Annotated in this window: 26 protein-coding genes; 17 read left to right on the top strand and 9 right to left on the bottom strand. The window is 70.3% G+C overall.

Features of this window, described 5'->3' with window-relative positions; all coding sequences use genetic code 11:
* The first annotated feature begins 25 nt into the window (after positions 1–25).
* From NO930_RS07710 to NO930_RS07700, 3 genes are all read left to right on the top strand, one after another.
* Entirely contained in the window at positions 26–244 is a 219-nt protein-coding gene (locus tag NO930_RS07710) for a ribbon-helix-helix domain-containing protein (RefSeq protein WP_137783412.1), read from the top strand.
* On the top strand, positions 237–962 hold the full coding sequence (locus tag NO930_RS07705) for a queuosine precursor transporter (protein ID WP_256403022.1): 726 nt from the start codon (positions 237–239) through the stop codon (positions 960–962). Before NO930_RS07710 ends, NO930_RS07705 begins: the two co-directional genes overlap by 8 nt.
* A gap of 77 nt (positions 963–1,039) precedes the next feature.
* Positions 1,040–1,771, top strand: coding sequence for a DUF5781 family protein (locus NO930_RS07700; protein WP_137783410.1), 732 nt, complete (start codon positions 1,040–1,042; stop codon positions 1,769–1,771).
* Positions 1,772–1,844: 73 nt separating this feature from the next.
* On the opposite strand, the gene NO930_RS07695 is transcribed toward NO930_RS07700, so the two are convergent.
* Complete coding sequence (locus NO930_RS07695; RefSeq protein WP_137783409.1) at positions 1,845–3,224, bottom strand: hemolysin family protein; 1,380 nt, start codon at positions 3,222–3,224, stop codon at positions 1,845–1,847.
* Positions 3,225–3,360: 136 nt separating this feature from the next.
* On the opposite strand from NO930_RS07695, the gene NO930_RS07690 reads away from it, so the two are divergent.
* Together NO930_RS07690 and NO930_RS07685 are read left to right on the top strand one after the other, a co-directional pair.
* A complete protein-coding gene (locus NO930_RS07690; RefSeq protein ID WP_137783408.1) occupies positions 3,361–3,621 on the top strand; it encodes a glutaredoxin family protein in 261 nt (86 codons plus the stop codon).
* Between the two features lies 1 nt (position 3,622).
* Positions 3,623–4,132: a redoxin domain-containing protein gene (locus tag NO930_RS07685; RefSeq protein ID WP_137783407.1), complete on the top strand. Its 510-nt coding sequence runs from the start codon at positions 3,623–3,625 to the stop codon at positions 4,130–4,132.
* 44 nt (positions 4,133–4,176) lie between these two features.
* Here the strand turns inward: NO930_RS07685 and NO930_RS07680 are convergent, their stop codons facing one another.
* From NO930_RS07680 to NO930_RS07665, 4 genes are read right to left on the bottom strand one after another with little or no spacing between them, the layout of a single operon-like run.
* Positions 4,177–5,160, bottom strand: a complete 984-nt coding sequence (locus tag NO930_RS07680; protein WP_256403021.1) for a replication factor C small subunit — start codon at positions 5,158–5,160, stop codon at positions 4,177–4,179.
* Between the two features lie 46 nt (positions 5,161–5,206).
* Complete coding sequence (locus NO930_RS07675) at positions 5,207–6,157, bottom strand: electron transfer flavoprotein subunit alpha/FixB family protein (protein WP_137784175.1); 951 nt, start codon at positions 6,155–6,157, stop codon at positions 5,207–5,209.
* On the bottom strand, positions 6,154–6,942 hold the full coding sequence (locus tag NO930_RS07670) for an electron transfer flavoprotein subunit beta/FixA family protein (protein ID WP_137784174.1): 789 nt from the start codon (positions 6,940–6,942) through the stop codon (positions 6,154–6,156). Before NO930_RS07670 ends, NO930_RS07675 begins: the two co-directional genes overlap by 4 nt.
* Before the next feature lie 40 nt (positions 6,943–6,982).
* Entirely contained in the window at positions 6,983–8,425 is a 1,443-nt protein-coding gene (locus NO930_RS07665; RefSeq protein WP_256403020.1) for a DUF7345 domain-containing protein, read from the bottom strand.
* A gap of 129 nt (positions 8,426–8,554) precedes the next feature.
* Between NO930_RS07665 and NO930_RS07660 the strand changes: the two genes are divergently transcribed.
* Complete coding sequence (locus NO930_RS07660; protein ID WP_256403019.1) at positions 8,555–9,889, top strand: DUF7094 domain-containing protein; 1,335 nt, start codon at positions 8,555–8,557, stop codon at positions 9,887–9,889.
* A 76-nt stretch (positions 9,890–9,965) separates the two neighbouring features.
* Here NO930_RS07660 and NO930_RS07655 read toward each other — a convergent pair whose 3' ends face one another.
* Complete coding sequence (locus tag NO930_RS07655) at positions 9,966–10,328, bottom strand: hypothetical protein (RefSeq protein WP_256403018.1); 363 nt, start codon at positions 10,326–10,328, stop codon at positions 9,966–9,968.
* Positions 10,329–10,485: 157 nt separating this feature from the next.
* Here NO930_RS07655 and NO930_RS07650 point away from each other — a divergent pair, with 157 nt between their 5' ends.
* The 4 genes from NO930_RS07650 to NO930_RS07635 all read left to right on the top strand — a co-directional run bounded on the left by NO930_RS07650 (position 10,486) and on the right by NO930_RS07635 (position 15,499).
* Positions 10,486–11,892: a cryptochrome/photolyase family protein gene (locus NO930_RS07650; RefSeq protein WP_256403017.1), complete on the top strand. Its 1,407-nt coding sequence runs from the start codon at positions 10,486–10,488 to the stop codon at positions 11,890–11,892.
* A 278-nt stretch (positions 11,893–12,170) separates the two neighbouring features.
* The gene (gene cysS / locus NO930_RS07645) at positions 12,171–13,658 is read left to right on the top strand and encodes a cysteine--tRNA ligase (RefSeq protein ID WP_256403016.1); all 1,488 of its coding nucleotides are present in this window, start codon (positions 12,171–12,173) and stop codon (positions 13,656–13,658) included.
* Between the two features lie 85 nt (positions 13,659–13,743).
* Positions 13,744–14,223 (top strand): cation:proton antiporter regulatory subunit, encoded by a 480-nt coding sequence (locus tag NO930_RS07640; RefSeq protein ID WP_137782997.1) that lies wholly within the window; start codon positions 13,744–13,746, stop codon positions 14,221–14,223.
* Between the two features lie 58 nt (positions 14,224–14,281).
* The gene (locus NO930_RS07635) at positions 14,282–15,499 is read left to right on the top strand and encodes a cation:proton antiporter (RefSeq protein WP_137782996.1); all 1,218 of its coding nucleotides are present in this window, start codon (positions 14,282–14,284) and stop codon (positions 15,497–15,499) included.
* A 115-nt stretch (positions 15,500–15,614) separates the two neighbouring features.
* On the opposite strand, the gene ilvA is transcribed toward NO930_RS07635, so the two are convergent.
* Complete coding sequence (gene ilvA, locus NO930_RS07630; protein WP_137782995.1) at positions 15,615–16,826, bottom strand: threonine ammonia-lyase; 1,212 nt, start codon at positions 16,824–16,826, stop codon at positions 15,615–15,617.
* 346 nt (positions 16,827–17,172) lie between these two features.
* Between ilvA and NO930_RS07625 the strand changes: the two genes are divergently transcribed.
* The 6 genes from NO930_RS07625 to NO930_RS07600 all read left to right on the top strand — a co-directional run bounded on the left by NO930_RS07625 (position 17,173) and on the right by NO930_RS07600 (position 23,147).
* The gene (locus NO930_RS07625; protein WP_256403015.1) at positions 17,173–18,243 is read left to right on the top strand and encodes an ATP-binding protein; all 1,071 of its coding nucleotides are present in this window, start codon (positions 17,173–17,175) and stop codon (positions 18,241–18,243) included.
* A 29-nt stretch (positions 18,244–18,272) separates the two neighbouring features.
* Positions 18,273–19,751: an MATE family efflux transporter gene (locus NO930_RS07620; protein ID WP_256403014.1), complete on the top strand. Its 1,479-nt coding sequence runs from the start codon at positions 18,273–18,275 to the stop codon at positions 19,749–19,751.
* 52 nt (positions 19,752–19,803) lie between these two features.
* The gene (locus tag NO930_RS07615) at positions 19,804–21,312 is read left to right on the top strand and encodes a stage II sporulation protein M (RefSeq protein ID WP_256403013.1); all 1,509 of its coding nucleotides are present in this window, start codon (positions 19,804–19,806) and stop codon (positions 21,310–21,312) included.
* Positions 21,313–21,367: 55 nt separating this feature from the next.
* Complete coding sequence (locus NO930_RS07610; protein ID WP_137783185.1) at positions 21,368–21,982, top strand: Hsp20/alpha crystallin family protein; 615 nt, start codon at positions 21,368–21,370, stop codon at positions 21,980–21,982.
* A gap of 102 nt (positions 21,983–22,084) precedes the next feature.
* A complete protein-coding gene (gene hsp14, locus NO930_RS07605) occupies positions 22,085–22,495 on the top strand; it encodes an archaeal heat shock protein Hsp14 (protein WP_256403012.1) in 411 nt (136 codons plus the stop codon).
* A 229-nt stretch (positions 22,496–22,724) separates the two neighbouring features.
* Positions 22,725–23,147: a type IV pilin domain-containing protein gene (locus NO930_RS07600; protein WP_241996861.1), complete on the top strand. Its 423-nt coding sequence runs from the start codon at positions 22,725–22,727 to the stop codon at positions 23,145–23,147.
* Between the two features lie 67 nt (positions 23,148–23,214).
* Here the strand turns inward: NO930_RS07600 and NO930_RS07595 are convergent, their stop codons facing one another.
* Positions 23,215–23,838 carry a methyltransferase domain-containing protein gene (locus tag NO930_RS07595; protein ID WP_256403010.1) on the bottom strand — a complete coding sequence of 208 codons (624 nt, stop codon included), beginning with the start codon at positions 23,836–23,838 and terminating at the stop codon, positions 23,215–23,217.
* Positions 23,839–24,015: 177 nt separating this feature from the next.
* Here NO930_RS07595 and NO930_RS07590 point away from each other — a divergent pair, with 177 nt between their 5' ends.
* Positions 24,016–24,813, top strand: a complete 798-nt coding sequence (locus NO930_RS07590; RefSeq protein WP_256403009.1) for a DUF6663 family protein — start codon at positions 24,016–24,018, stop codon at positions 24,811–24,813.
* A gap of 80 nt (positions 24,814–24,893) precedes the next feature.
* Here NO930_RS07590 and NO930_RS07585 read toward each other — a convergent pair whose 3' ends face one another.
* Positions 24,894–25,868, bottom strand: a complete 975-nt coding sequence (locus NO930_RS07585) for a C-terminal binding protein (protein ID WP_256403159.1) — start codon at positions 25,866–25,868, stop codon at positions 24,894–24,896.
* Positions 25,869–25,998 lie beyond the last annotated feature (130 nt).

Raw genomic sequence — 25,998 nt, 5'->3', positions numbered from 1 at the left:
GACCGTCCGCGGTGGACGGAGCGGCATGCCCAAAATCAGCGTGGAGATACCCGCCGAACTGCTCGCCGACCTCGACGACCACGTCGGCGACGACGGGAAGTTCGTGAACCGCAGCGACGCCGTCCGCGCGTCGATCCGCAAGACGCTCGACGTGCTCGACGAGATAGACGCCCGCCACGACCGGTTGGAGGACGGGGGCGAAGCGAGCGACGGGACGACTGACCGCGAGGGAACCGATGAGTAGCCGAGCGGACGGCCTCGCCGGCACCGACGGCCCCTTCGCGGTCGACCCGCTGGACCGGTCCGCGGTGGCCGCGATCGCGCTCGTCACGCTGTTCACCGTCGCGCTCGCGACGGCACAGCTCACCGCCGCGAAGGTGATCGCGTTGCCGCTTCCCGTCGCGCTCCCCGTCGTCGGGCCGGAGATCACGCTTCCGGGTGCCGCGCTCGCGTACGCGCTCACCTTCCTCGCGTCCGACTGCTACGCCGAGCTGTACGGTCGCCGCGCGACGCAGGTGGTCGTCAACGTCGCCTTTCTCGCGAACTTCCTCGTGCTCGCGCTCGTGTGGTCGACGCTCGCCGCACCCGGCGTGAACCCCGAGATATCGGCCGCGTTCGAGACCGCGCTCGGCCCCGCGAGTAACGTCGTCGCCGGGAGCCTGCTGGCGTACGTCGTGAGCCAGAACTGGGACGTGTTCGTCTTCCACGCGATCCGCGAGCGCACCGGCAGCGGCCTGCTGTGGCTTCGCAACATCGCGTCGACCGCCACCAGTCAGGCGCTCGACACCGCCATCTTCGTCGGCGTCGCGTTCTACGCGGCCCCGACGCTGCTCGGCGTCGGCTCGCCGCTCCCGCCCGCCGTCCTGCTCGCGCTCGGGCTCGGCCAGTACCTCCTCAAGCTCGCGATCGCCCTCCTCGACACGCCGATCGTCTACCTCGTCGTCGGGCTCGTCAGCGAGTGAGCGGCGCGCGAAGCGTCGATCGGACGGCTGCCGCCGGCGCAAGAGACTTATCGGCCGCACCCGTGTGAAGTATACACATGGATCTCCGCGTGCAGGGAGACGTCCCTCCCGATCCGTTCCTCGGTGCCGCAGACCTGTTCGAGACCGAGTGCTCGCTCGCCGATCCCGTCCACGTGAAGGTGCGCGAGGACCCCGACGAGCGGACGTGGGCCGGTCACTACGACGGCTACCACGTGTTGAACGTCTCGAAGCGCGCCGCCACGAGCGCGATGGCCCGCGAGCTGGCGGTCCACGAACTATCGCACATGGCCCGCTACGAGGAGGGCCACGCCTCGCACGTCCAGTCGACGGAGGAGGCGCTGTACCTTGGTCTCTCCGGCGAGCGCGTCGAGCGACGGAAGCTCGCGCACTGCTATCAGATCGCAAATCACATGAAAGACATCTACGCCGACGACATCACGCTCTCGGTCGCGCCCGCCGACAAGCTACTCGGCTTCCTCGAATCGACCCTCGCGGCCGCCGTCGCCGACAGGCCGACCGTGTCGCGAGACGGCTCGCCGCCGGTCACGGGTGGTGCGGACCCGGAGATCACCGCCGTCAACGCCGCCTTCGCGCTCGCGCTGGTCGAACGCCACGACATCGCCGGCCCCGGTCACCGGATCTACGACCTCGCGCGGGCCGCCGGCAGCGACACCGACGCGGTCGACGTCGACGCGTTCAAAGGGCGGTTCCTCGCGCTCGGTCCCGACCCCTCCGAGAGCGACTACCGGAAGGCCCTCGTCGACGCCGCTCGCGCATACGCCATCTGAGAGGTAGAACTCGCCGTCGAGAGGTAGAGCGTACCGTTGAGAGGTAGCGGATCACCGCGTCGACGGCGGTCGCTCAGGCCGTGTCGTCCGTGGCGGCCTCGGTCCCGCCCGGCTCGCCCGCTGCGGCCGCGTCGACGTCGTCGACGTCGAGCACCGTTACCCGAGCGGACATGATCCGGGTGTTGTCGACGCGCTCGATCCGGATGCGAACGCCGTCGAACTCGATCTCCTCCCCCTCCTCGACGAGGCGGCCGGCGCGGTTGAACACGAACCCGGCGAGCGTCTCGAACTCCTCGCCCTCCGGGAGGTCGATGTCGAGTAAGTCGTTCACCTCGTCGATGTTCACCTCGCCCTGCACGACCGCGACGTTCTCCTCGATGAACTCGACGGGCGCGGACTCGTCGCCCTCCAAGATCTCGCCGACGATCTCTTCGACCATGTCTTCGAGGGTGATGATCCCCTCCGTCGTGCCGAACTCGTCGATGACGGTGACCATCTGGAGGCGGTTGTCCTGCATCTCCGCGAGCAGCTCGTCGGCGTTCTTCGACTCGGGGACGTGCAGCGTCGGCTTGACGACCCGGGCCAGGGACGGCTCGCCCTCCGAGTAGCGCAGCTCACGGACCAGGTCCCGGACGGTCACGACGCCGATGATGTTGTCGAGGTTCCCCTCGTAGACGGGGACGCGCTCGTGGTCCGCCTGGATGCACGTCTCTATCGCCTCCTCGACGTTCGACTCCTTCGCGACCGCCGTGACGTCGAGCCGCGGCGTCATCACCTCCTTGGCGATGGTGTTGTTGAACCGGAAGATGCGGTCGAGCATCTCGCGTTCCTCCTCCTCGATGACGCCCTCCCGCTCGCCCGTCTCGATGATGTCCTGGATCTCGTCGCGGGTGACGTACGTCGATTCGATGGCCGCGGAGCCGCCGATGACGCTGTTGACCCCCTTGACGATGTAATCGAACGTCACCACCAGCGGGTAGAGCGCGTACTCCGAGAGCTTCAGCGGGCGGGCGATCCGCAGCGCCCACGACTCCGTGTTCTCGACGGCGTACGACTTCGGCGCGCTCTCGCCGAAGATCAGCACGAGCGTCGTGATCCCGAACGTGGACGCGAGGACCGACTGTCCGCGAGAGAGGTAGATCCCGAACAGCGCGGTCGCGATGGAGGTCATCGCGACGTTGACGATGTTGTTGCCGACGAGGATCGTCACCAGCAGTCGGTGGGGGTTCGCCTTCATCTCGCGGATCGTCTCCGCGCCCGCGACGCCCTCGTCGACGAGGCTGTCGACGCGGTGTTGCGGGAGCGAGAACATCGCGATCTCAGAGGAGGAGAAGAACGCCGACAGGGCGACTAACAAGAGGATCGCCAGGATTCCGAGGACGGCGATCATATCCAGTCCCGGCAGCGGAAGCTGGAGGGGGTCGACAGCCAGCGCGAGCGACGACGGGCCCATGTTCATTCGTCTTCCGGCGGCACGGGGTTAAAGGATTACCTTCGGGCGGTGTCGTCGGGTGCGAACCGGGCACCGCGGCCGCACACAGCGTGCCGCCGCCGATACGGTTACCCGTTCCGCGTCCGAAACGACGCGCATGACTGAACCACAGATCACCCTGTACCGACTACAGGCGTGTCCGTACTGCGAGCGCGTCGTCCGGACGCTGAACGAGCTCGACGTCTCGTACCGGTCCCGGTACGTCGAGCCGATGCACTCGGAGCGCAACGTCGTCAAGCGCGTCTCCGGTGCCCGGAGCGTCCCGGCGATCGTCGACCCGGAGACGGGCGTGACGATGTCCGAGAGCGCGAACATCGTCGAGTACCTCGAAGGTACCTACGGCGAGGGGGGTGCCTGAGATGCCCGACTTCGACGTCGTTTCCCTGCCCGAGACCGACCACGTCGCCGAGGGCGACACCGCTCCCGACTTCACCCGCCCGCTCGTCGACACGGAGTACTGGGAAGACCGATCGCTCGACTCCGTCGTCGACGGACCCACGCTCCTCGTTTTCCACCCGATGGACGGCGCGTTCCAGGCGACGTACCTCTACAACACGGTCGACGAGCACGGATGGGCCGAGGACCTCGACGTGGTCGGACTGTCCGTCTCCACGCCGTACGCCCACAAGCGCCTGCTCGGAGAGCGCGCCGAGGGCGTCCGGATCTTCTCCGACCCCGGCGCGGGCGTGATCGAGGAGTACGGCCTCGCCCACGACATCGACGGCATGACCGGGATCACGGAGACCCGCCCGGCCGTCTTCCTCCTCGACGCCGACCGGACCGTCGAGTACGCGTGGGTCGCGAGCGAACACCCCGAGTTCCCCGACGCCGAGGCCGTCGACGACGCGGTCGAGGACCTGCTCGACTGAATCGGTCGACGCAGGTGATCTCCCGCGGCCTCTCGTTCGGTCGGCTACTCCGCGAGCGACAGCGCGGCGAGAAGCGACTCCAGTTGCACCTGCTCGTTCGCGCCCTCCGCGATCCGGTAGTCGGCCTCGCCGATCCGCTCCATCAGGCGGACGGCCTCCCGCTCCGTGAGGTCGAACTCCCAGACCGAGCGGTGGAGCTGGTCTATCACGTCCCCGCCGGCCATCCCCGTCTCGGTCAAGAGCGTGTCGAGCGTCGCTCGCGCCTTGGTGAAGTCGCCGTCCAAGGCGTCCGTCACCATCGACTCGATCTCCTCGGGCCGGGCCGTGGCGGTGATCGCGTACACCGCCTCCTCGTCGACGACCTCGCCGGTCGTCGCCGCGGCCTGCAGCGAGTTGATCGCGCGGCGCATGTCGCCGTCTGCGGCGTAGACGAGGGCGTCGACGCCCGCGTCGGTCACCTCGATCCCCTCCGCGGCGGCGATCTCGCGCACCTGCGCGGCCACCGCCTCGTCCGACAGCGGCGAGAACCGGAAGACGGCACACCGAGACTGGATCGGGTCGATGATCTTCGACGAGTAGTTACACGAGAGGATGAATCGGGTGTTATCGGAGAACTGCTCCATCGTCCGGCGGAGCGCTGATTGTGCGTCATCGGTGAGGCTGTCCGCCTCGTCGAGAAACACGATCCGGAAGTCGCCGCCGAACGACGAGCGCGCGAACCCCTTGATCCGGTCGCGCACCACGTCGATCCCGCGCTGGTCGGAGGCGTTGAGCTCTAGGAAGTTCCCGCGCCAGTTGTCCTCGCCGTAGATTTCGCGGGCGATGGCGGTTGCAGCAGTTGTTTTACCAACTCCTGCTTGCCCTGAAAATAAGAGGTGGGGCACGTCGTCCTGTGCGATGTAGCTCTGGAGCCGCTCGACTATCTCCTCTTGGCCGTGGATGTCGTCGAGCGACTGCGGCCGGTATTTCTCGATCCAGATCTCCCGGCCCGTCGCGGTCGCAGCCGGCTGCTCGTCGGCCTCGCTCATTGCCCGATCGGACGACCGGCGGGGTGATAAACGAACCGAGAGGCGCTCACTCGAACTCGTCGACGAGCGCGGGCACCACGTCGAAGAGGTCGCCGACGATCCCGTAGTCGGCGATGTCGAAGATCGGCGCGTTCGGGTCGGTGTTGATCGCGATTATCGTGTCTGCGCCCTTCATGCCGGCGACGTGCTGGACCGCGCCGGAGATGCCGACCGCGAGATACACGTCGGGGGTGACGACCTTGCCCGACTGGCCGACCTGCCGGTTCTTCGGCAGCCAGCCGTTGTCGACGATCGGCCGCGACGCGGACAGGGTCGCCCCGAGCGCGTCGGCCAGTTCCTCGACCAGCTCCAGGTTCTCCTCCTCGCCGATCCCGCGGCCGACAGAGACGAGCACGTCGGCGTCCGCGATGTCGACGTCGCCGCCGCCGACCTCCTCGAAGCCGGTGACGCGAGCGCCCGACTCGGGGAGGTCGACCTCGCTCGTCTCGACGGCCGCGTCGCCGACGCCCTCCGCCGGGGCCCACTCGCCGCCCCGGACCGTGACGACGAAGCGATCGCCTGCCACGTCGACGGTCGTCTCGACCTTCGAGCCGTACATCTCGCGGGTGACGGTCAGCCCGTCGTCGTACGCGACGCCGATCGCGTCGGTGACGATCGGGACGCCGAGGTCCTCCGCGAGCGCGGGCGCGTAGTCGAGCCCGTTGACGGAGTTCGGGGTCACGATCGATCCGGCGTCGATCCGCTCTGCGAGCTGCCGAACGGCCGCCTGGTAGACGGTGTGGTCGAACTCCTCGCCGTTCGGGACCGCGTGGATCGCGTCGACTCCCTCGCGGTTCAGGTCTTCGGCGAAGGCGTCGACGTCGCCGGCGACGACCGCGACGTGGCAGTCGCCCCCGCGTGCGTCGGCTAGCTCCCGACCCGCGGTGATCGCCTCGTAGGAGACGTCTCGAAGCTCTCCGCGGCGGTGTTCGGCGACGACGAGCGCGTCGTCCGTCACGCCACCACCCCCGTCTCCCGCAGGACCTCGGCGAGGCGGCCCGCGGCCGCTGTCGCGTCGCCCTCGATCAGCTCGGCGTCGGACTCGCTCTCCGGCTCGGTCATCGACGTGATCGTCACGTCGCTCTCGACGTCGGCGGCGGCGAGTCCCAGATCGGCCAGCTCTCGCGCGGCTATCTCCTTCTGTTGAGCCTGTCGTATCCCGCGGAGGCTCGCGTACCGCGGCTCGTTGAGCCCGGTCTGAACGGTCAACACGGCCGGGAGGTCGACGTCCGTCAGCTCCTCGACGCCTCCCTCCAGTTCGCGGTGGACGTGCGCGACGCCCGCGTCGGGATCGATCTCCAGATCGTTGACGACCGCGGCGTGCTCGAAGCCGATCCGCTCCGCGAGCGCGACGCCCGTCGCGCCGAACCCGGTGTCGGCCGCCTGGACGCCGCCGAGGATCAGGCCCGGATCCTCGTCTTCGACGACCGCCTCGAGCGCAGTCGCCTTCGCCCTGACGTCCGTGAACCCCGTCTCGAACGCGTCGTCCCAGACGCGGACGGCGCGATCTGCGCCCTTCGCCAAGGCGGTCCGGATCGTCTCCTCGGCCCGCTCCGGACCGATCGTGACGGCGACGACCTCCTCGGCGATCCCGGCTTCGGCCAGCTGTGCCGCCGCCTCGACCGCGTAGTCGTCCCACTCGTTGAGGCCGTATTCGAGATCCGCCGGCGCGATATCCGTCCCCTCGATCGCGAAGTCATCGCTCACCTCAGCGACCTCCTTGACGGTCACCAGAACCTTCATGATCGATACTCCGGCGTTCGGTGTGTAATGGCTTTCGGAACTACCGATCGCCGCGCTCGTCGGGGTCGACTCCGGCGTCGGGGTCGCTCCCGCCGCCGTCGGCGGCGCCGCTTCGCGCACCCGTGTCCGTTCCGCTGTCGGGAAGGGAGATCAGGTTCTCACGACCCAGCCGGAGCTTCTCGACGCGGTCCTCGTCGGTCATCGCCGACAGGAGCTGTGACACCTTCGCGTCTGACCAGCCCGTCTCCGAGACGATGTCGGCCTGTCGCATCCGCCCGCCGTTGTCGGCGAGGAGGTGTTCGACGCGCTCTTCGTCGGAGAGCAGCGACCGGTCGGTCTCGTCGACCTGTTCGCTTCCCTCTACCGAGTCGGACGGGCCCGTCGGTCCGCTCTCGTCCTGACCAGGATCGGTCGGCGTGTCGTCGCTCGCGCCGGCTGCCGGCGGCTCGGTCCCGCTCTCGTCAGCCGCACCGGTTTCGGCCGTGCCACCGGACTCCGCCGCGGTACCGCTTCGCGTCGCCTCGGTACCGTCGGCCGCGAGGCCGCCAGCATCCGACTCGGCAGTACCGGCGTCGCTCGTACCGGAGTCGCCGGCGCTCGCGTCGCCCCCGGTGGCCGTCGACGCGACCGCGTCGACGGATCCCGCGGCGGCGTCGCCTTCGCGTCGGCGATAGCCGACGATGCTGCCGGCGATGATCAGCGCCCCGACCACGATCGCGGCGGCGAGCATCGACCACGGCGGTCCGGGCGTCCCGGTCGACGCGTACACGACCGCGACGCCCTCGCCTTCGTCGAACGTCCGCGGCCCCTCGATCACCACGGCGTTGTCCCGCAGCGACGCCGTCGTGCTCGTGACCGTGTAGCCGTCCGGCGTCGTCACTTCGAGCGTCTGCCCCGGTTCGAGCGACCGCAGCCACGTTCCGTCGGGCGTCGTCAAGGCGTCGCCCAACACGAGCTCCTCGCGGTCCTGCGCCAGGAACGCCGTCCAGACGAACGACAGGCGAAGCTCGCCGACGGCGACCGCGTCCTCGCCCGCGACCTCGAACGACGACGTGTCCTCGTGGACGACGGCTTCGCGTTCGGCCTCTTCGATCCGCATCGTGCGGTTGAGGTTCCGGCTGGCCTCGCGGGCGAACCCCGCGAACAGGCTCGCGCTCGGACCGATGTCGCCGTTCGCGAACCGGTCTCCGACCGTTTCGAACGCCGCCCGATCGGCCTCGTCGGTGAGCGCGTACCTGACGGACACGGTCCAGCGGGCGTCGCCGTCGGAGGCGGGCTCGATCCGGATCCGCGTCGCCGTGGTCGGATCGACGCCGTCGTCGGTCTGTTCGACCACCGGACCACCGGTCACGGCCGCCGCCCGGTCGGCCGGCGACGCGGAGGGGGAGGCGGCCGCGGCTCCCGCGGCGGACGCGAAGACGCCCGCGAGGAGGAGCACGCCGACGGCCGCGGCGAGGAGAACGCGAGACGGAGGGTTCCGCATACACCTCAAAACCACTCAGGCACCGGGCAAAACGCTTTCCATGGGCGGGATGGAACGGCGGCACGGGACGGCGAACGCGCCCGGCGCAGTGGGGTGGATTTTTTATATCGCGCGGCGAACCGTCGCCTAATGAGGGCCCTCCCCGTCGCCGTCGCAGTCCTCCTGTTGCTTGCGCCGGTCGCGGCCACCAGCCTGTCGACCGATCCGGGCCCGACAGCGCCCGCCGCAACGACAGCGCCGACCGACGCGCGCTCGCCCGCCTCGTCGCCGTCGACCGCGCCGGTCGAGGCGGTCTCGTCGCCGTCCACGTCCGCGAGACTCGGTGCATCCGCTCCCCGGCAGGCGTCGGGCGAGAACCGCACCTTCCGGACGCTGTCGGTGGCAGACGGCGGTCCGGTGCGAGTCGAGAGCGCCACCCGCGGCGCGAACCTCGGCCCCTCACTCGACGTCGCGGTCGACGAGACGGACGCGGCGATGGAGACCGCGGCCATCGTCGAGCGGGTCGACGCCGCCGAGACGAGCGGGGACCGCCGACAGCGGATCCTCGACGCGCTCGACAGGGTCGAGCGCGACGAGGCGCGACTCTACGAGCGGCAACGGACCGCCATCCGTGAACACGCCTCTGGCGACCTCTCGAACCGGGCGCTGCTCGATGAGCTCGTCCGGATCGCGGCCGCCGCCCGCGAGTACGACGAGCGTCTCGACACGCTGGACACGCTCGCGGACGAGACGAGCGGCTTCAGCGCACCCCCGCGGCTCGCCGAGCTACGCGTTCGGCTTCAGGTGTACGAGGGACCGGTCCGCGCCCACGCGCTCGCCGCCGCCAGCGCCGCCGTCACCACCGCCGACGTGCACGTTCAGTCGAGCGACGACGCGCTCGTGCTGGCGACGATCGCCGACGGCCAGTACGTCCGGGAGGTGATCCGGCTGGACCGGTGGGACCGCGACGGCGACTCGATCAGCAACGACGCGGCGATCGACGCGGTCTCCGACGCGTATCCGGAGACGGTGGCGCTCCGCCAGCCCGACGCCTTCGGGGCGGGATCGGTTCAGCGGATCACCGTGCCACACGAGTTCGGACTCCTCCGGACGTACGTCAGCGGCGGAACGACGCGGGTGTTCGTCGAGCATCAACGGATCGACCTCGACGCGTTCGCCGACACCGAGCCGGTCACGGAGGCGGGTGACGGCTTCGACGTGACGGTCGACCGGAGCTACGTCGGCGGTCCGGTGACCGTCACCGTCCGCGACGAGGAGAGCGGCGATCCCGTCTCCGGCGTCACCGTCACGAAACGCGTCGGCGACGCCGACAGCCGAGCGATCGGAGACACGAACGGCGACGGCGTCGTCCGAACCCTCTCGCCTGCGGACACCTATCGCATCACGGTCGTCGACGAACCCCGAGTCGTCGTCGTGGAGGGGCTCGATCCGATCGCGACGCCCGCGCCCGTCGAGGACGGGTAGGCCGCGCCGATCACGCTCGGGGGCTCACAGGCCCGCGAACCCGCGGCGTCAGCCGACCGCCGGCCGACACGGCCCCTCAGAGGTCGACGCCGTCCGGGTCGTTCCACTCGTCTTCGTCGCCGTCGTCGGGAGCCCCGCCGTCGGCCTCGGTTCCGGCCGGTCCGAGGGACTTCTCGCCGCGGCGGGACTCGTGGACCGCGAAGCCGGCCTCGCGGCTCTCGCCGCCGCCGGCGTAGGGATCGTCCGCGGGGTCGTAGTCCAGTTCGCCCCGCTCGAAGACGTACGCGAGAAAGCCGAAAAGCGGGACGAAGAAGGCGAGCGCGGTCCACTTCCGGCGGTCCATCCCGTGACGGGGGGCGTCGACGTAGACGTACGCCGCGAATCCGACGAGCCACACGAGCGGGACGCCGACGAGGATGGCGGCGACGAGCGGGTCCATACCGCCGCTTCGCGCACACAGACATAAGCGCACGGGAGGTTCCGACGACGAGAGACCGCGCCGGCGGCGCGAGACGGGACGACGACGCGAGACGGGACGACGACGCGGGACACCCGGTCGGCCGAAGACACTAGCCGACGGAGCCCGTGTCGGTCGTATGCAGCTGTTCTGGCACCGGCGCGACCTGCGGACGCGCGACAACGCCGGGCTCGCGGCGGCCGCGCGGGCGGGGACGGTCCTCCCGGTGTTCGTCGTCGACGACGACCTGCTCGCGACGCTCGGGACGCGACAGCGCGCCTTCTACCTCGGGTGCGTCTCTCGACTCCGGGCGCGCTACCGCGACCTCGGAAGCGACCTCGTCGTCGGAGTCGGCGACCCCGAGACGGTCCTCGCCGACCTCGCCGCCGAGCGCGGCGTCGAGCGGGTGGTCTACAACGAGCACTACCGACCCGCGCGGAGGGAGCGCGCCCGGGCGGTCAGGGAGGCGCTCGCGTCGGGGGACGTGGAGACGGCGTCGCGGACCGACATCGTGTTGGTCGACCCCGGCCGGCTGACGGACGCGTACCCGAACCACGGCGCGTTCCGCGACGACTGGGACGCGGTCCCGAAGGCGGAGCCGTATCCCGAACCCGATCCCGACGCGCTGGTCGGTTCGGCCGACGCTCCGGCCGCGAACGCGGCCTCCGCCGAGCTTCCGACCGCGAGCGCGGACATCGACCTGCCGGAGCCGGGGTACGAGGCCGCTCGCGGGCGGCTCGATCGCTTCCTCGACGGGGGGATCCGGTCGTACGCAGACACCCGGGACGACCTCGCGCGGGCGGTCGAGGCCCCGGGGGTCGCCGTCTCGCGACTGTCGCCGTATCTCGCCGCGGGCGCGATCGGGATCCGCGAGGTGTGGGAGGCCGCGGGCGGCTGTCTCGGCGGCGCGAGCGACGACGGGCGGCGGAACGTGGAGAAGTACCGCGACGAGCTGACGTGGCGCGAGCAGCAGTACCACCTGCTCTACTACGCTCCCGATCTGGCCGAGGAGAACTACAGGACGCTCCCGAACCCGATCGCGTGGCGCGAGGACGACGCGGCGTTCGAGGCGTGGACCCGGGGCGAGACGGGGTACCCGCTCGTCGACGCCGGGATGCGACAGCTCGAAGCGGAGGGGTACGTCCACAACCGACCGCGGCAGGTGGTCGCGAGCTTCCTCACGAAACACCTCCTCATCGACTGGCGGCGGGGAGCGCGTCACTTCACGGCGCGGCTGGTCGACCACGACCACGCGACGAACCACGGGATGTGGCAGTGGATCGCCTCCACCGGCACCGACTCCGTCGACGTGCGGATCTTCGACCCCGTGAGCCAGACCGCCAAGTACGACCCGGACGCCCGGTTCGTGAAGGCGTACGTGCCGGAGCTCCGAGACGTTCCCGCCGACGAGATCGTCGACTGGCCGACGCTCCCGGCGGACGAACGCGAGGAACTCGCGCCGGAGTACCCGGAACCGATCGTCGACCGCGACGCGGCGTACGAGCGCGCAAAGCGCGTGTTCGAGGAGGCGCTCGGAAAGCGATAGAAACAGCGGTGTGCGAGCAGACCACCGTGGCGCGCGCCTGTGAGCGCCCGAAGGGTGCGAACAGCACGCGCGAGGGACGCGGCGACCGAAGCGAAGCGGAGGGAGTCGCGAGGCTGGGGAGGCGTGAGGCGCGGTCGCGGGGCGGTCGCGGGGTGGTCGGAGCGGAGTGGTATGGGGCGCGGCGGTCGGAGCGGGACGGTCGCGGGTCGGGACGCGAACGGACCGCGGTGAGGGCGAATCCGACGATTTAAAACGCTCACCGCAGCAACGAGCCGGTAATGAGTCTCGTCGTTACCGACACCCTCGAAGACGAGCGCGTCGAGTTCACGGCCGATGGCGACGTCACGCTGTACGTCTGCGGCCTGACGGTGTCGGACGACCCCCACCTCGGACACGCCCGCCTCTGGTTCCACGCCGACGTGCTCCACCGCTGGCTGGAACACGAGGGGTACGACGTGCGCCACGTCGAGAACGTCACCGACGTCAACGAGAAGATCACGGCCCGAGTGGGCGAGCGCGACGAGTGGACCGCAGAGCGCGACGTCGCAGAGACGTTCTCCGCGTCGACCTTTTCCGCGATGCGCGGGCTGAACCTGCTGCGCGCGGAGGTGTACCCCCGCGTCACGGAGCACGTCCCCGAGATCGTCGACCTCGTCGCGACCCTTGTGGAGAAGGGGTACGCCTACGAGTCGAACGGTTCCGTCTACTTCGACGTGACCCGCTTCGACGACTACGGGGCGCTCTCGAACCAGAACGTCGAGGAACTGGAGGCGCAGGGCGAGCCGGACGAGCGGTCGGAGAAGCGGCATCCGGCGGACTTCGCGCTGTGGAAGGCCGGCGGCGTGAGCGAGACCGCCGCGCGCGACCACGCGAAACACGACCACGGCGATTCGGTCCCGTCGGGCGAGACGTGGGACTCGCCGTGGAGCGAGGGCCGACCGGGCTGGCACGTCGAGTGCTCCGCGATGTCGACGACGCACCTCGGCGACACGCTCGACGTCCACATGGGCGGACGTGATCTGGTCTTCCCGCACCACGAAAACGAGATCGCGCAGTCGGAGGCGGCGACGGGCGAGACGTTCGCGCGCCACTGGCTCCACGTCGGCCTCTTGGAGATGGACGGTGAGAAGATGTCCTCGTCGATCGGCAACTTCTGGACGGTGCCGGACGCCCTAGAGGAACTGGGCGTCAACGTGGTCCGGACGTTCTACGCCGGGGCCGCCTACCGCTCCGAGCAGGCGCTCACCGAGGAGGCGATCGCCGAGGCCGAGGAGCGGTGGGACCGCCTCTCGCGGACGTACGATCGCGCGGTGGAGGCGCTCGACTCCGTCGACGCTCGTGCGAAGGCCGAAGACGACGACCTGCGCGCGGGCGTCGCGACCGCCCGCGAGGAGTTCGCCGCGGCGATGAACGACGACTTGAACCTGCGGGAGGCGACCGCGGCGCTCTTGGAGCTCACCGACGCCGTGAACCGCCACGTCGACGGGGTAAGCGAGGGCGGCGACGCGTACGACTACCGCGGGCTCCGCGAGGCCGTCGAGGCGTTTGACGACCTCGCCGTCGGCGTGCTCGGACTCCAGTTCAAGGCCGAAAGCGACGGCGAGGTCGGTCTGGCCGACGAGCTGGTCGAACTCGTCGTGGATATCCGAGAGGCGGAGCGAGAGGCGGGGAACTACGAGCGCGCCGACGAGCTTCGCGACGCGCTCGGCGAGGTCGGCGTCGAGATAGAGGACGGGCCCGAGGGGACGACGTATCGGTTCGCCTGAGTCCGGGGGACCCCTCCCGAACAGCGCGTGACGGGGCACACGTCTCAACGTACACACCTATTAGCGTGGGGTCGCTTCCCTCGGTATGCCGATCAGCGAGTCAGATCTCCCGGGCGTCGGAAAGAAGTTCGAGATCGACCTGGACGACGGAGAGATGGTCGTCGTCATCCACAACACGGGCAAACGGGAGGTGTTCCGCCGGAGCGACCCGAACGCCGACTCGGAGAAGGTGTTCGAGTTCTCCGACGACCTCGCGCGGACGATCGGCTCGATCATCGAGGGAGCGCACTTCCAGCCGATCGAGCCGGACACACAGGAGACGACGCTCCCCGGCGGGATCCTCTTGGAGTGGTACGAACTACCGCCGGGATCGCCGCTCGTCGGTGAAACGCTGGAGAGCGCCGACATCGGCAACCGAACCGGCATCTCGATCGTCGCAATCCAGCGCGGCGAGGGCGTCGTCGACAGCCCGGAGGCAGACACGGTGTTACAGGAGAGCGACACGGTGATCGCGGTCGGCACTCGCGAGGACTGCGCCGCGTTCGAAGACCTCCTGACGGAATGATCTGTGGAGACAGCGGCGGACCGCGCCTGACGGCCGCACTCGTCGGGGGTGCTCGCTAGTGGCGCTCCTCGACGTCGGCGTCATGTTCGCCGCGATCGCACTCGCCGGTGCGCTCGCGAGCCGGCTCGGCCAGTCCGTGATCCCTTTTTATATCCTCGTCGGGATGGGGCTCGGCGAGTACGTGCTCGGCCGGGTTCCGCTGCCGGTGGTCGGAACCGTCTCCGTTCCCGAGACGGAGTTCATCGCGCTCGGCGCGGAACTCGGGATCGTCTTCCTCCTCTTTTTCCTCGGATTGGAATTCAACCTCGACCGGCTGCTCGCGCGGCGCTCGCAGATCGGGACGGCGGGCACGATAGACCTCGCGAACTTCGGCGTCGGGCTCGTCTTCGGCTGGCTCGTCTTCGACGCGTTCCTTCCGGCGTTCCTGATAGCGGGAATCGTCTACATCTCCTCGTCGGCGGTGATCACGAAGTCACTCATCGACCTCGGCTGGATCGCCAACGACGAGGCGGAGCCGCTTTTGGGCACGCTGGTGTACGAGGACCTGTTCATCGCCGTCTACCTCTCCGTCGCGTCCGCGCTGGTGCTCGGCGGCGGCGACGTCGCCGCGGCCGCGGTCGACGTGGGGATCGCGCTCGGGTTCATCGCCGGACTGCTCGCCCTCGTGCAGTTCGGGACGCCGGTGTTCGACCGGCTGGTCGCGACCGACAACACGGAGTTCGTCGCGCTGCGGTCGATCGCGGCGGTCGTGTTCGTCGCGGGTGCGGCGCTCGCGCTCGGCGTCAGCGAGGCTGTCGCGGCCTTCTTCGTCGGGATGGCGTTCTCCGCGACTGACTACGCCCACGAGGTCGAGACCCTCTTAGAGCCCGTCCGGGACACCTTCGCGGCGGTGTTTTTCTTCTGGATCGGGCTCGTCACCGACCCGCTGCTGTTCGGCGGGGTCGCGGCGCTCATCGCGCTCGCGGTGGTCGTGACCACGCCGACGAAGCTCGTCACGGGGTTCCTCGCCGGGCGCGCGTTCGACCTCGGCACGCGGCGCTCGACGCGGGTCGGACTCGGGATGACGACGCGGGGAGAGTTCTCGCTCATCATCGCGACGGTCGCCGTCACCGGGGCCGAAAGCGGCGCGTTCGACCCCGCGCTGGCGGCGACGATCAACGCCTTCGCGGTCGGATACGTGCTCGTGATGGCCGTCCTCGGGACGACGCTCATGCAGTACTCCGAGCCGTTCGAGTCGATCGCGGTCTCGTGGCTGGGCGGAGACGATCCGACCTAGCTCCGCCGGGTCTGCGGCGGCCCTGCAGTCCGGCGGTCCGGGGGCCTGCCGTCTCCAGTTCGGGGCCTACCGTCTCGCGGTCCGGGAGAGCCTGACGTCGTCGAGGGGTTCGTCCTTACGAGAGGATCTCGACGTCGTAGCCGTCGGCTTCGAGGGCGTCTACGATGTCGGCGGCGTGTTCGGCGTCGTCGGTCTCTAATTCGAGTTCGAGCTCGGCGGCGTTGACGGCCACGTCGCGGGAGGTGCGGTCGTGGTGGACCGCGTACACGTTCGCGCCGGTGCGCGCGACGATACTGGAGACGCGTTCGAGCTCGCCCGGCCGGTCTTTCAGGTCGATAGTGATCTTGAGGTACCGACCCATCTGGACGAGCCCCCGCCGGATCACGGTGCCGAGCCGGTTGAGGTCGATGTTGCCGCCACAGAGCGCGGCGACGATCGTCTCGTCGTCCGCGTACTCGACCGCCTCCGAGAGGACGGCCGCGAGCGCGACCGCGCCCGCCCCCTCGACGAGCGTCTTCGAGCGTTCCAAAAGGAGGGTGAGCGCCAAGGCGATCTCGCGGTCGTCGACGGTGACGACCTCGTCGACGTACTCCGCCATGACTTCGAGGGTCCGTTCGCCGACGGCTCGCGTCGCGATCCCGTCTGCAATCGTGTCGACGCTGTCGATCTCGACGACCTCGCCCGCGGCGAGCGACTTCGCGGCCGAGGCGGCCCCCTCGGCTTGTACGCCGACCACGCGAACGTCGGGCCGCTGTTCTTTGATCGCGACGGCGACGCCCGAGATGAGCCCGCCGCCGCCGATCGGGACGACCACGGTGTCGAGGTCGGGGCAGTCGTCGACGATCTCCAGCCCGAGCGTCCCCTGTCCGGCCATCACGACCGGGTCGTCGAACGCGTGGACGTAGGTCCGCCCCTCCTCGTGCTCCAACTGGTGGGCGTACGCCTGCGCCTCGTCGTAGTCGACGCCCTCCAACCGGACGCTCGCGCCGTAGCCGCGGGTGGCTTTCACCTTCGAGACCGGCGCGAACTTCGGCATCACGACGGTGGCGTCGACGCCGGCACGGTCGGCCGCCAGCGCGACCCCTTGCGCGTGGTTGCCCGCGCTCGCGGTGACGACGCCGGCGTCGCGTTCTTCGGGCGTGAGCGTCGCGATCCGGTTCATCGCGCCGCGGATCTTGAACGCGCCCGTCCGCTGGAAGTTCTCCAGTTTGAGGTGGACGTCCGCCCCGCTCATCTCGGAGAAGGTCCGCGATCGCTCCAGCGGCGTGTGTCGGGCCACGCCGTCAACCCGCTCGCGTGCCTCGCGGACATCGGAGAGCGTCAGCATGGCTCGGTATCGCCCGGCCGGCCGCTAATCGGTTCCGGTCTGGGCGGCGTCGGCTCGACGCTCGTGTCGACGAGCCGGGGGCTCCGAGGCTGTGGAAGGGGGAATGCACGCGTGTGACGTGCAGGTGAAACAAGCGCGCCTGAATATAAAAAGGTGCGGCTAGCGAGGTGAAAGTGTAACCGACAGACTGCGGCGGCGTCATCCCTCTGTCAGACGGATTTTGCGGGTGTGAGACACACCAACTGCATCCGTCCCGCCGCGCGTGTCACACGGGGAGATGGCTTCGTATCCGCGGCGTGTCCTCGGATCCGCAACGGCTTTGCTCGTCGCCGCGGTTGGTGCGGCCATGCGGACACCCCGCGGCCACCACGCGATCGTCGCGCTCGGGGCCGCCGCGTTCCTCGCGTCCGTGGTCCACCACGGATCCGAACTCAGGTCGACGCCGAGTCTGACTGGCCCGCTCGTCGCGCTGGCCGTCGACGGCGGGATCGCCGTCGCCGTCGTCTACGCCGGACGACGGGTCGGAGCCGCGGAGTTCTCACCCTCCGAGGAGTGGCGGATCGCCCGCTTCACGCTCGCCGGAACCGTTCTCTCTGTCGCCGCTATCGGGGCGACGCTCGCGGTCCGCGGGTTCGAGGGTCGCCCGCTCGCGGAGCCGGCGTTCCCCCTCCTCGTCGCCGCCGGAGCGGGCAGCCTCGGCGGCGCGATAGCCGGCTACCACGCGGCCCGGCAGGCGGCCGAGACTCGCCGGGCGCGGAACGCGGTCCGCGCGCTCTCGATCGTGAACCACCTCCTGCGTCACGACCTCCGCAACGACCTCACGACCATCCGGGGCTACGCCGACCTCGCGGCCGAGGGGAACGGTCGATCCGACGCCGCCGACGTCATCGCGCAGGCCGCGGAGGCGGGCGTCGACCGGATCGAGGAGGCGAGCGCCGTCGCGGACGCGCTCCTCGGGGACGCCGAACTCCGCCGGATAGACCTGACGGACGCGGTCCGCCGCGTGACGGCAGGGGTCGCCGATCGCCCCGGAGTGACCGTCGAGACCGACATCGACGACGGAGCCGCGATAGCGGCCACCGACGGCGTCCGCTCGATCGTCGACAACCTGATCGAGAACGCGGTCGAACACGGCGGCACCGATCCGACCGTTCGCGTCACCGTCCGCGAGGGCGAGGAGACGGTCGTCCTGACGGTCGGCGACGACGGCCCCGGTCTCCCGCCGGAGCGCCACGGTCCGCTGACCGCGGGCGACGACGATGACGGCGGCCTGTGGCTGGTCGCGACGCTCGCGGCCGAGTACGGCGGCGACGTCACGGTCGGCGAGTCGGATCGCGGGGGCGCGCGGTTCGTCGTGACCTTTCCGCGGTTCGACCCGGCGCGGTCGGCGGCGACGACCGCCGACGCCGACACCTAAAAGCCGCGTCCGGCCGACGACACGGTCACATGGACGTCCCGCGGCTTCGAGACGCCTGGAGCCGCGTGTTCGGACTCGCGTGGCCGGTGATGGCCGAACAGACGTTTCGCACCGCGATGCGGACGACGGACGTCCTGGTCACCGCGCTGTTCTCGCCCGCCGCCGTGGTCGCGATCGGGCTCGCCGACCTGTACGCCCGGTTCCCGCTCCGGATCGGGCTCGGCCTCGGCGGGGGCGCCATCGCGCTGTCATCACAGGACACGGGCGCTGGCGTGACCGAATCCCGCGACGAGGCGGTGACGCAGGCGATCCTCCTCGGCGCGCTCGCCGGCGTCCCGTTCGTCCTCTTCGGCCTCCGCTTCGGCGAGCCGGCGATCGACGTCTTCGGGCGGCTCGTGGGGGAGGGCACCGCTCCCGAGGTCGTCGCGCTCGGATCGACGTACCTCGCGATAATCTTCGCGACCGCTCCGGCGCGCCACGTCGCGCTGATCGCCGCCCGGGCGCTGCAGGGGACCGGCGACACCCGCACGCCGATGTACGTGAACGTCGCGGGCAACTCGGCCAACATCGCCGGCTCGGTCCTGCTCGGCCTCGGCCTGTTCGGCCTCCCGAGGCTGGAGGTCGTCGGCGTCGGCCTCGCGACCGCGGGTGCCAACGTCCTGACGGCTGGCCTGCTCTGTGTCGCCGTCTGGGGGCCGTGGACGGACGCGAGCTTCGCTCGGCCGCGCGATCCGACCGTCGCGAGTCAGCTCCTCCGCGTGAGCGCGCCGCGGGTCGTCGAGGGGTTCGGGTCGGAGCTGGCCGAGTTCCCGTTCAACGCCCTGCTCTTGGGCTTCGGCGAGCCGGTCAACGCCGGGTTCCAGATCGGCAGGCGAGTGTACCAGCAGGTCACCGGGCCGCTCTCGCGCGGATACAACGTCGCCGCCTCCGTGCTGGTCGGGCAGGCGCTCGGCGCGGGCGACCCCGAGGCCGCGCGGTTCAACGGGTGGGCGGTCACCGGGCTCGGCGTGGTCACCGTGGGCGCGATCGGTCTCGGACTCGTCGCCGCCGCGCCTCGGCTCGTCCCCGCCTTCAGCGACGACCCGGAGACCGTCACGTACGCGGTCGCGTTCGCCCGAGTCTACGGCGTCGCCGGCGTCGCGCTCGTCTGTTTCTCCGCGCTCTCCGGGTCGCTTCAGGGCGCGAGCGAGACGCGGATTCCGCTCGTGGCGCGGCTCTCGGGGATGGTCGGCTTCTTCGTCGGGCTCTCGTGGCTGCTCGGCCGGACGGCGGGGGTCGGGCCGACGGGGGCCTACGTCGGGGTCCTGCTCGCGTACGCGTGGATGGCGCTCCTCGTCGCCGCGGGGTTCCGGTACACGGACTGGGCCGGCCGCGCGGGCGACCTGATGGCCGAGCGCGGGACCGCTGACCGCGCGGCGGGCGGCGGCTCCGCGACGGGAGACGATCGCGGGACAGACGACTCCGCGAGCGACGATCCCGCGACTGACGACGGTCTGCGGACGAACTGACCGCGCTTGGGTACGCGGACCGATTAAGTGTCGCCCGACCGATGGCCCCCGTATGGACCTGTCCTCCGCTGTCACGACGACGGCTGCGACCCTCCGACGGCGTCCCGGCGACTTGCTCCCGTTCTACTTCCTCGGGACGGCGGTCCCCGTCATCGCCCGCGTGGGTATGTTCGTCGCCCTCGCCGGAATGTACCTCCACTTCGAGCTGACCGGTCGCCTCGCCGACGCCCGCGCGGCGCTCGCGGACGCGGACCTCAGCCCGCCGGACCCACAGGACCCGGAGGCGATGCAGGCGTGGGCCGAGAGCGTCGAGCCGGCTCTCTCTCCGCTCGCGTCACCCACCGCGATACTCCTCCTCGTCGCCGGGGTGCTGACGACCGCGCTCATCGCCGTCCTCGCGTACGCCGCGATCTCCGCCGGCCAGCTGTCGGCGGTCGCTGGCCGCCTCCGCGGCGAGCGGGGACTCACCGCGGGCATCGCCGGTGTTCGCGGCCGGTGGCTCTCGTTTCTCGGAATCTACGTCGCCGAGCTTCTGATATGGACCGGCGCGGCGCTTTCGGGTGCGGCCGCGGTCGCGGGCGGGTTCGCAGTCAACCCCTTCCTCGGTGCCGCCGTCGCGCTCGGGGTGCTCCTCGTCGGGTTCGTGGGCCTGCTCGCGGTCCGGATCGTCTTCGCGTTCGCGCCCGCGGCGATAGTGGTCGACGACGCGACCGCGTTCGAGGCGATCGCGGCCTCTGTGGGGTTCGTCCGTTCGAACCCCGCGGACGCCGCCGCGTACCTCGTTATCGCGATCGGCGTCCTCATCGGGACCGGCTCCGCGGCCTCGGGGCTCGCGTACCTCGGTGCCGGCGCGGTCGTGGCGCTTTTGAGCGCCGTCGTCGTCGCCCCCGCACTCGACGTCCTCAAGACCGCGTTGTACGGCGACTATCGCGACGCGGTCGTCCCCGTCTCCCCGCCGGAAACCGGTCCGATAGACCAGTTCCGCGGGGGCGTCCGACGGGGGTGGGTCGAACTCCTCGCGTTCGTCCGGCGGTCGCCCGGCGCGCACGTCGTCTCGATCGCCGTCGGGGTCGGGTTCGGCGCGCTCGGCTGGCTCGCGGTCGACCCGCTCGTCGGCGCGGTCACCACGTCCATCGAGTCGCGACTCGTCGGGCACGTTCCCCCGGCCGCCGCCGTCAACTTCTTCGGGAACAACTGGGGAGTCGCGATCGCCACGGCGACCGCGGGCGTCGCGCTCGTGATCCCGGCGCTCTCGTCCATCGCGTTCAACGGCGTCGCGCTGGGTGCCACCGCGGCGCTGGAGTCGAACCCCCTCGCGCTCGCCGCGTTCGTCCTCCCGCACGGCGTCTTCGAGATCCCCGCGCTCTTCGTCTCCGGCGCGCTCGGGATCCGACTCGGGGTCGTCTCGTGGCGCACGTATCGCGGGCGGCTCTCCGGCGAGGCGTTCGCGAACGCCTTAGAAAACGCCTTCTGGGTGCTCGTCGGACTCGGAATTCTGCTCGCCGTCGCCGGCTTCATCGAGGGGTTCATCAGCCCGTACTACTGGCGACCGTTCGTCTGAGCGGGCCGATCCCCGTCCGCACGTTCAAGTCGCTCCGTCTCGAATCCTGACCCGTATGACACGACGCGATCCCTTCGACGAGATCGACGACCTGCTCGACCGAATGGGGCGCGAGTTCGAGGAGCTCGGCGAGACGTTCGGAGCCCCCGATGCGACGGGAGCCCCCGGCCTGTTCGGCGCTCGCGACCCGCCCGTGGACGTGCTCGAAGACGACGACGCGCTCACCGTCCTCGTCGACCTCCCCGGCTTCGACGACGACGACATCGACGTCGAACTCCGTGAGGACGCGCTGACCGTCGCGGCCACGCGGGAAGAGACGAGCGAGGCGACGATCGACGCCGCGACGACCGATGACACCCCGAGCGACGGCGGCGAGAGCGACGGAGACGAACCCGACGGAGACGAACCCGACGGAAACAGCGGCGAGACCGACGCGGGCGAGACAGCTACTGGCGGAGACGGGACGGCCGGCGCGGCCCGCGACGACGCGCCCAGCGTCAGATATCACCGGCGCGAGCGTCGCGGTCGGTCGGTCTCCCGAACGATACGCCTCCCCGAGCCGGTCGAACGCGCCGAGGCGACGGCCTCCTACGACGACGGCGTGCTCACGGTCACCCTCCCGAAGCGGTCGGCGTCCGACGCGGGCGGCCATCGCATCGACGTGAACTGAGCGTCGCCGATTCGTCGCCGGTCCCGGAGCGTGACGTGCCACGAGCTAGCAGCGGTGCATCTCCGTTTAATACCTCACGGAGCGTCTGTATGTCTGATACTCATGAACAGCAGTACCCCATTCGACGAGATCGAACAGTTCCTCGGCCGCCCGTTCGGGAACGCCCGATCGTGGGGGCGAGACCTCCGGACGGCGGACGTCGACGTCGCCGAGTACGACGACGAGTTCGTGGTCGTGGCCGATCTCCCCGGCTACGACCGCGAACACATCGACGTGCGCGTCGCGGACGGCCGGCTCACGATCCGCGCCGAGCGCGAGGCGGAACACGAGGACGCCGGCCGCCGGTACCTCCAGCGCGAGCGCCGCAGCGAGTCCGTCACCCGATCGATCGAACTCCCGGCCTCTGTCGACGAGACGGACGCGACCGCCACGTACCAGCACGGCGTGCTCACGGTGACGGTCCCCCGCGCCGGCGAAGAGACCGACGCCGGCCACCGAGTCGACGTGAACTGATAGCCGTGACGGACTGTCAAGCGTGACGAACTGACAGACACAGACGCGCTGTGCGACGCGATTCTCGCGGTCACTTCTTATTAGATACCGCAGCAGACATCCCGTGCGACCCAACAGCCCGCCGGACCCAACGCGGACAGACACCCGTGAGCGTCGTCTCCGTCGACGACGGCCACGACGGCCGCGGCGCTCGCGCTCGAACCGCGGCACCGCGCCGGTCGCAGGCGTCCTGCTGCTCGCGATCACCGTCGTTCTCGCGGGCGGCGTCGTCGCGGCCGCGATGGACGCGCCGCCGGAGCCCGCGCCGTCCGCGGTGCTGTCGCTCTCGGTGACCGACGACCGGATCACCGTCGCCCACCGCGGGGGCGACCCGCTCGACGTGACCGAGCTGACGGTTCGCGTTCGCGTCGACGGCGAGCCGCTCGCCAGACAGCCGTCGCTCCCGTTCTTTTCGGCGGCCGGATTCCGCCCGGGACCGTCCGGAGCGTTCAACACCGCGAGCGGGAACGTCCTGCGGGCCGGCGATACGGCCTCGTTTCGCGTGGCGGGGACGAACCGGCCGACGCTCGAACCGGGACGGACCGTCGCGGTCGAACTCTCGGTCGACGGACGACCGGTCGCGTCGTTGGAGGCGGTGTCGTCTCCGGGGTGAGGTTGGAGGCGGTGTCGTCTCCGGGGTGAGACGAGTCGCGTCCGCGCGAGCGGTCGACGGAGGCGGGCTACTCCTCGGGGACGCGCGCGACGGTCGTGATCGCGCGCGGACTTCTCGGGGTCGCCTGCTGGATGTGGTGTTCGAACGACTCGTAGCCCGCCGCCTCGAACATCCGGTCGGCTTCCGCCTCGTCGTAAAACAGCATGATCGCGTCGGCGAGCCGCTGGAGCACGCGGTTGTGCGGGTAGTCGGGACCGACGACGAGGACCTGTCCGCCCGGCTTCGCGACGCGGCGAAGCTCTCGAAGCCCCTCGACTGGGTTCGGCCAGTACTCGATCGAGCCGGACGACCAGACGACGTCGAAGGTGTCGTCTCGGAAGGGGAGCCGTTCGGCGTCGCCGCGGTAGAAGTTCACGCGGTCGCGTTTCCCGAACTTCTCGAACGCCTTCTCCATCTGGTGGACGCTCTGGTCGAGCCCGTGCACGTCGTCGGCGTGGTCGAGCAGTCCCTCGGTGCCGAACCCGGTGCCGCAGCCGACGTCGAGCACTTTCGGGTCGTCGCCGAACTCCAGCCACGAGAGCGCCTCCGACCGCATCTCCTCGGTCCAGTTGAACCGGTTGACCTGGTCGTACACCTTCGAGAGGTACTTGTAGAACAGGCGGGCGTTCGACTTGTCCTCGAGGATCCCCATTTACCGATTCGTTGGGTCGCCCACCCCATAACGGCACGGATCCGCCGCTGACCGCGTCCGCCGCCGCGACTCGCTGCCGGGCGGCGGGGGCAGCGGTCCGACGGTGCGAGCACCGCACAAAGCGGCGACGACGGCCGTTCCGACCGGCTTATCCGCCCGGACGACTGATCCGGGGACATGGATCCGACGACGAGCGGCCGGTTCCGCGTCCACGACCGCCGCCCGCGGCCGGACATCGAGGGGGCGGACGACGAGGCCGGTGGAGAGCCCGACACGGACGGCGCCGACGAGGAGTTCGTCCTGGTCGAACACGCGGCCGGTCCCGTCGATCCGACCGAACCCGGCGCTGACGACCGGTTCGATCCCCTGTACGCGACCGCCGAGGGGTACGAGGGCGACCTCGCGGACCGTGTGGCGTCGCTAGAGCCCGGCTACGTCGTCGACGCGACGCTGGCGTGGACGGACGGGTCGGCGCGCTTCGCGGACGTCGAGGTCGTCCGCGAGACCAGATTCCGCTACTCCGACGCGGTCGAGGGCATGTTCGAGGCCGCCGTCGACGCGTGGCGGTCGCTCCGCGCGGACGGAGAGGCCGTCGGATCGGTCACCACCCGGTCGAACGACGGCGACCCGAACGGGGCGCTCTACCTGTTCGCCGACGGTCCGGGGGCCGACACCTTCGACGACCTGCGGGCCGGACGGCTCCCGGTCGAGCCCCTCGTCGCGCGGGTGAACGCCTCACGCGGTGACGACGACCCCCGCGAGGTGTTCGTGCTCGCTCCCGCCGACCACGAGTTCGTCGCGGTCTACGTCGTCTTCGACCGGGAGGGCGTGCTCGCACAGACGGTGCGTGACACCTACGGCCTCGGCGCGGGGCTGGCGGCTGGACTCGAGTCGGGCGTGCCCGACGCGGCGAGGGCGGGCGAGGACGACACGGCGGACGCGGACGGCGATTTCGACGCGCTCGACCGGCTGTAACCGACCGGCAGTCCGCGCACGTGGGAGAGCGACACCGGCCGCGCGAGTCGACGAATCGGACGGCACCTCCCGGCCGCCGATCAGAGCCAGTCGGCGTTCGGATCGACTCGTCCCGGCGGGGTCTCGCCGGTGAGCGCGGCCGCGACGTCGGCGGCCGCGCTCCGGTTCAGGTCGTCGCGGGCCTCCTCGCTGTACCACGCCGCGTGCGGCGTGACTATCGTGTCGTCTCGACCGACGAGCGGGTCCGCTGTCGGGGGCTCTTCGTCCAGCACGTCGAGGCCCGCCCCCTTGATCGCGTCGGCCTCCAGGGCGTCGAGCAGGGCGTCGGCGTCGACGACCGGCCCGCGCCCCACGTTGACGAGCACCGAGTGCGAGCCGAGCTTCGCGAGCGCGTCGGCGTCGACGATCCCGCGTGTGGCCTCGGTCAGCGGCGCGTACACGGCGACGTGGTCGGCGCGCTCGAACAGCGCGTCGAACCCGACCGGTTCGACGCCGCGGTCGGCCATCCGCTCGTCGCCGACGAAGGGGTCGTGCGCGATCAGGTCGGCGTCGAAGCCGGCGAACCGGTCCGCCGCCCGGCGGGCGATGGGGCCGAAAGAGAGCAGACCGATAGTCGAGGCGCTCACGCGGTGAACGGGACGGCCCGCCCGCCAGCTCCAGCCGCCGCCGGCGACGTCGTCGTCGTACCGCTTCAGCGACCGGAGGCAGTCCAGAAACAGCGACACCGAGTGAGTCGCCACCTCGTCGGTACAGTAGTCGGGGACGCGAGTGACCGTGACGCCGCGCTCGGTCGCGGCCGCGACGTCGACGTTGTCGACGCCCACCGCGGCCCGCGCGACGACGGCGAGGTCGAGGCGATCGAGCGCCTCCGCCGTGACCGGCGTGTCGATGTCGGTCACGACGGCGTCGGCGCCGCTCGCGGCCTCGATCAGCCGCTCCGTCGAACCCAGTTCGGCGACGTCGACGGTGACCGGCTCGTCGACGCGTTCGGCGAACGCCTCTCGGTACGTCTCCGGGTCGATCATCGGGAACGCCGACAGCACGACGCGAAACATGTTCGTCGCTTCGAGCCCCATCCACTTGACGACTGTCACTCCACTCCTCAGCGCCTCAAACGTCGGTTTTCGATCGTGACGTACGTCCCGCGCCGCGCTTTCGATGCGTCTATGCGCGCTCGCTCGATAG

The sequence above is a fragment of the Halorubrum salinum genome (assembly GCF_024494575.1).
Lineage (GTDB): Archaea > Halobacteriota > Halobacteria > Halobacteriales > Haloferacaceae > Halorubrum > Halorubrum salinum.
The sequence above is the reverse complement of the archived record's forward strand: the minus strand, read 5'-3'. Positions and strand labels throughout refer to the sequence as shown.

Excerpts from the sequence above, each read along its gene's own strand:
- NO930_RS07695 (WP_137783409.1), bottom strand. The coding sequence starts at position 3,224 with ATGGGCCCGTCGTCGCTCGCGCTGGCTGTCGACCCCCTCCAGCTTCCG.
- NO930_RS07640 (WP_137782997.1), top strand. The coding sequence starts at position 13,744 with ATGCCGATCAGCGAGTCAGATCTCCCGGGCGTCGGAAAGAAGTTCGAG.
- NO930_RS07690 (WP_137783408.1), top strand. The coding sequence starts at position 3,361 with ATGACTGAACCACAGATCACCCTGTACCGACTACAGGCGTGTCCGTAC.
- NO930_RS07680 (WP_256403021.1), bottom strand. The coding sequence starts at position 5,160 with ATGAGCGAGGCCGACGAGCAGCCGGCTGCGACCGCGACGGGCCGGGAG.
- NO930_RS07620 (WP_256403014.1), top strand. The coding sequence starts at position 18,273 with ATGGACGTCCCGCGGCTTCGAGACGCCTGGAGCCGCGTGTTCGGACTC.
- NO930_RS07665 (WP_256403020.1), bottom strand. The coding sequence starts at position 8,425 with ATGCGGAACCCTCCGTCTCGCGTTCTCCTCGCCGCGGCCGTCGGCGTG.
- NO930_RS07585 (WP_256403159.1), bottom strand. The coding sequence starts at position 25,868 with ATGTTTCGCGTCGTGCTGTCGGCGTTCCCGATGATCGACCCGGAGACG.
- NO930_RS07710 (WP_137783412.1), top strand. The coding sequence starts at position 26 with ATGCCCAAAATCAGCGTGGAGATACCCGCCGAACTGCTCGCCGACCTC.
- NO930_RS07685 (WP_137783407.1), top strand. The coding sequence starts at position 3,623 with ATGCCCGACTTCGACGTCGTTTCCCTGCCCGAGACCGACCACGTCGCC.
- NO930_RS07670 (WP_137784174.1), bottom strand. The coding sequence starts at position 6,942 with ATGAAGGTTCTGGTGACCGTCAAGGAGGTCGCTGAGGTGAGCGATGAC.
- NO930_RS07705 (WP_256403022.1), top strand. The coding sequence starts at position 237 with ATGAGTAGCCGAGCGGACGGCCTCGCCGGCACCGACGGCCCCTTCGCG.
- NO930_RS07650 (WP_256403017.1), top strand. The coding sequence starts at position 10,486 with ATGCAGCTGTTCTGGCACCGGCGCGACCTGCGGACGCGCGACAACGCC.
- NO930_RS07590 (WP_256403009.1), top strand. The coding sequence starts at position 24,016 with ATGGATCCGACGACGAGCGGCCGGTTCCGCGTCCACGACCGCCGCCCG.
- NO930_RS07610 (WP_137783185.1), top strand. The coding sequence starts at position 21,368 with ATGACACGACGCGATCCCTTCGACGAGATCGACGACCTGCTCGACCGA.
- hsp14 (WP_256403012.1), top strand. The coding sequence starts at position 22,085 with ATGAACAGCAGTACCCCATTCGACGAGATCGAACAGTTCCTCGGCCGC.
- NO930_RS07660 (WP_256403019.1), top strand. The coding sequence starts at position 8,555 with ATGAGGGCCCTCCCCGTCGCCGTCGCAGTCCTCCTGTTGCTTGCGCCG.
- ilvA (WP_137782995.1), bottom strand. The coding sequence starts at position 16,826 with ATGCTGACGCTCTCCGATGTCCGCGAGGCACGCGAGCGGGTTGACGGC.
- cysS (WP_256403016.1), top strand. The coding sequence starts at position 12,171 with ATGAGTCTCGTCGTTACCGACACCCTCGAAGACGAGCGCGTCGAGTTC.
- NO930_RS07655 (WP_256403018.1), bottom strand. The coding sequence starts at position 10,328 with ATGGACCCGCTCGTCGCCGCCATCCTCGTCGGCGTCCCGCTCGTGTGG.
- NO930_RS07615 (WP_256403013.1), top strand. The coding sequence starts at position 19,804 with ATGGACCTGTCCTCCGCTGTCACGACGACGGCTGCGACCCTCCGACGG.
- NO930_RS07625 (WP_256403015.1), top strand. The coding sequence starts at position 17,173 with ATGCGGACACCCCGCGGCCACCACGCGATCGTCGCGCTCGGGGCCGCC.
- NO930_RS07595 (WP_256403010.1), bottom strand. The coding sequence starts at position 23,838 with ATGGGGATCCTCGAGGACAAGTCGAACGCCCGCCTGTTCTACAAGTAC.
- NO930_RS07700 (WP_137783410.1), top strand. The coding sequence starts at position 1,040 with ATGGATCTCCGCGTGCAGGGAGACGTCCCTCCCGATCCGTTCCTCGGT.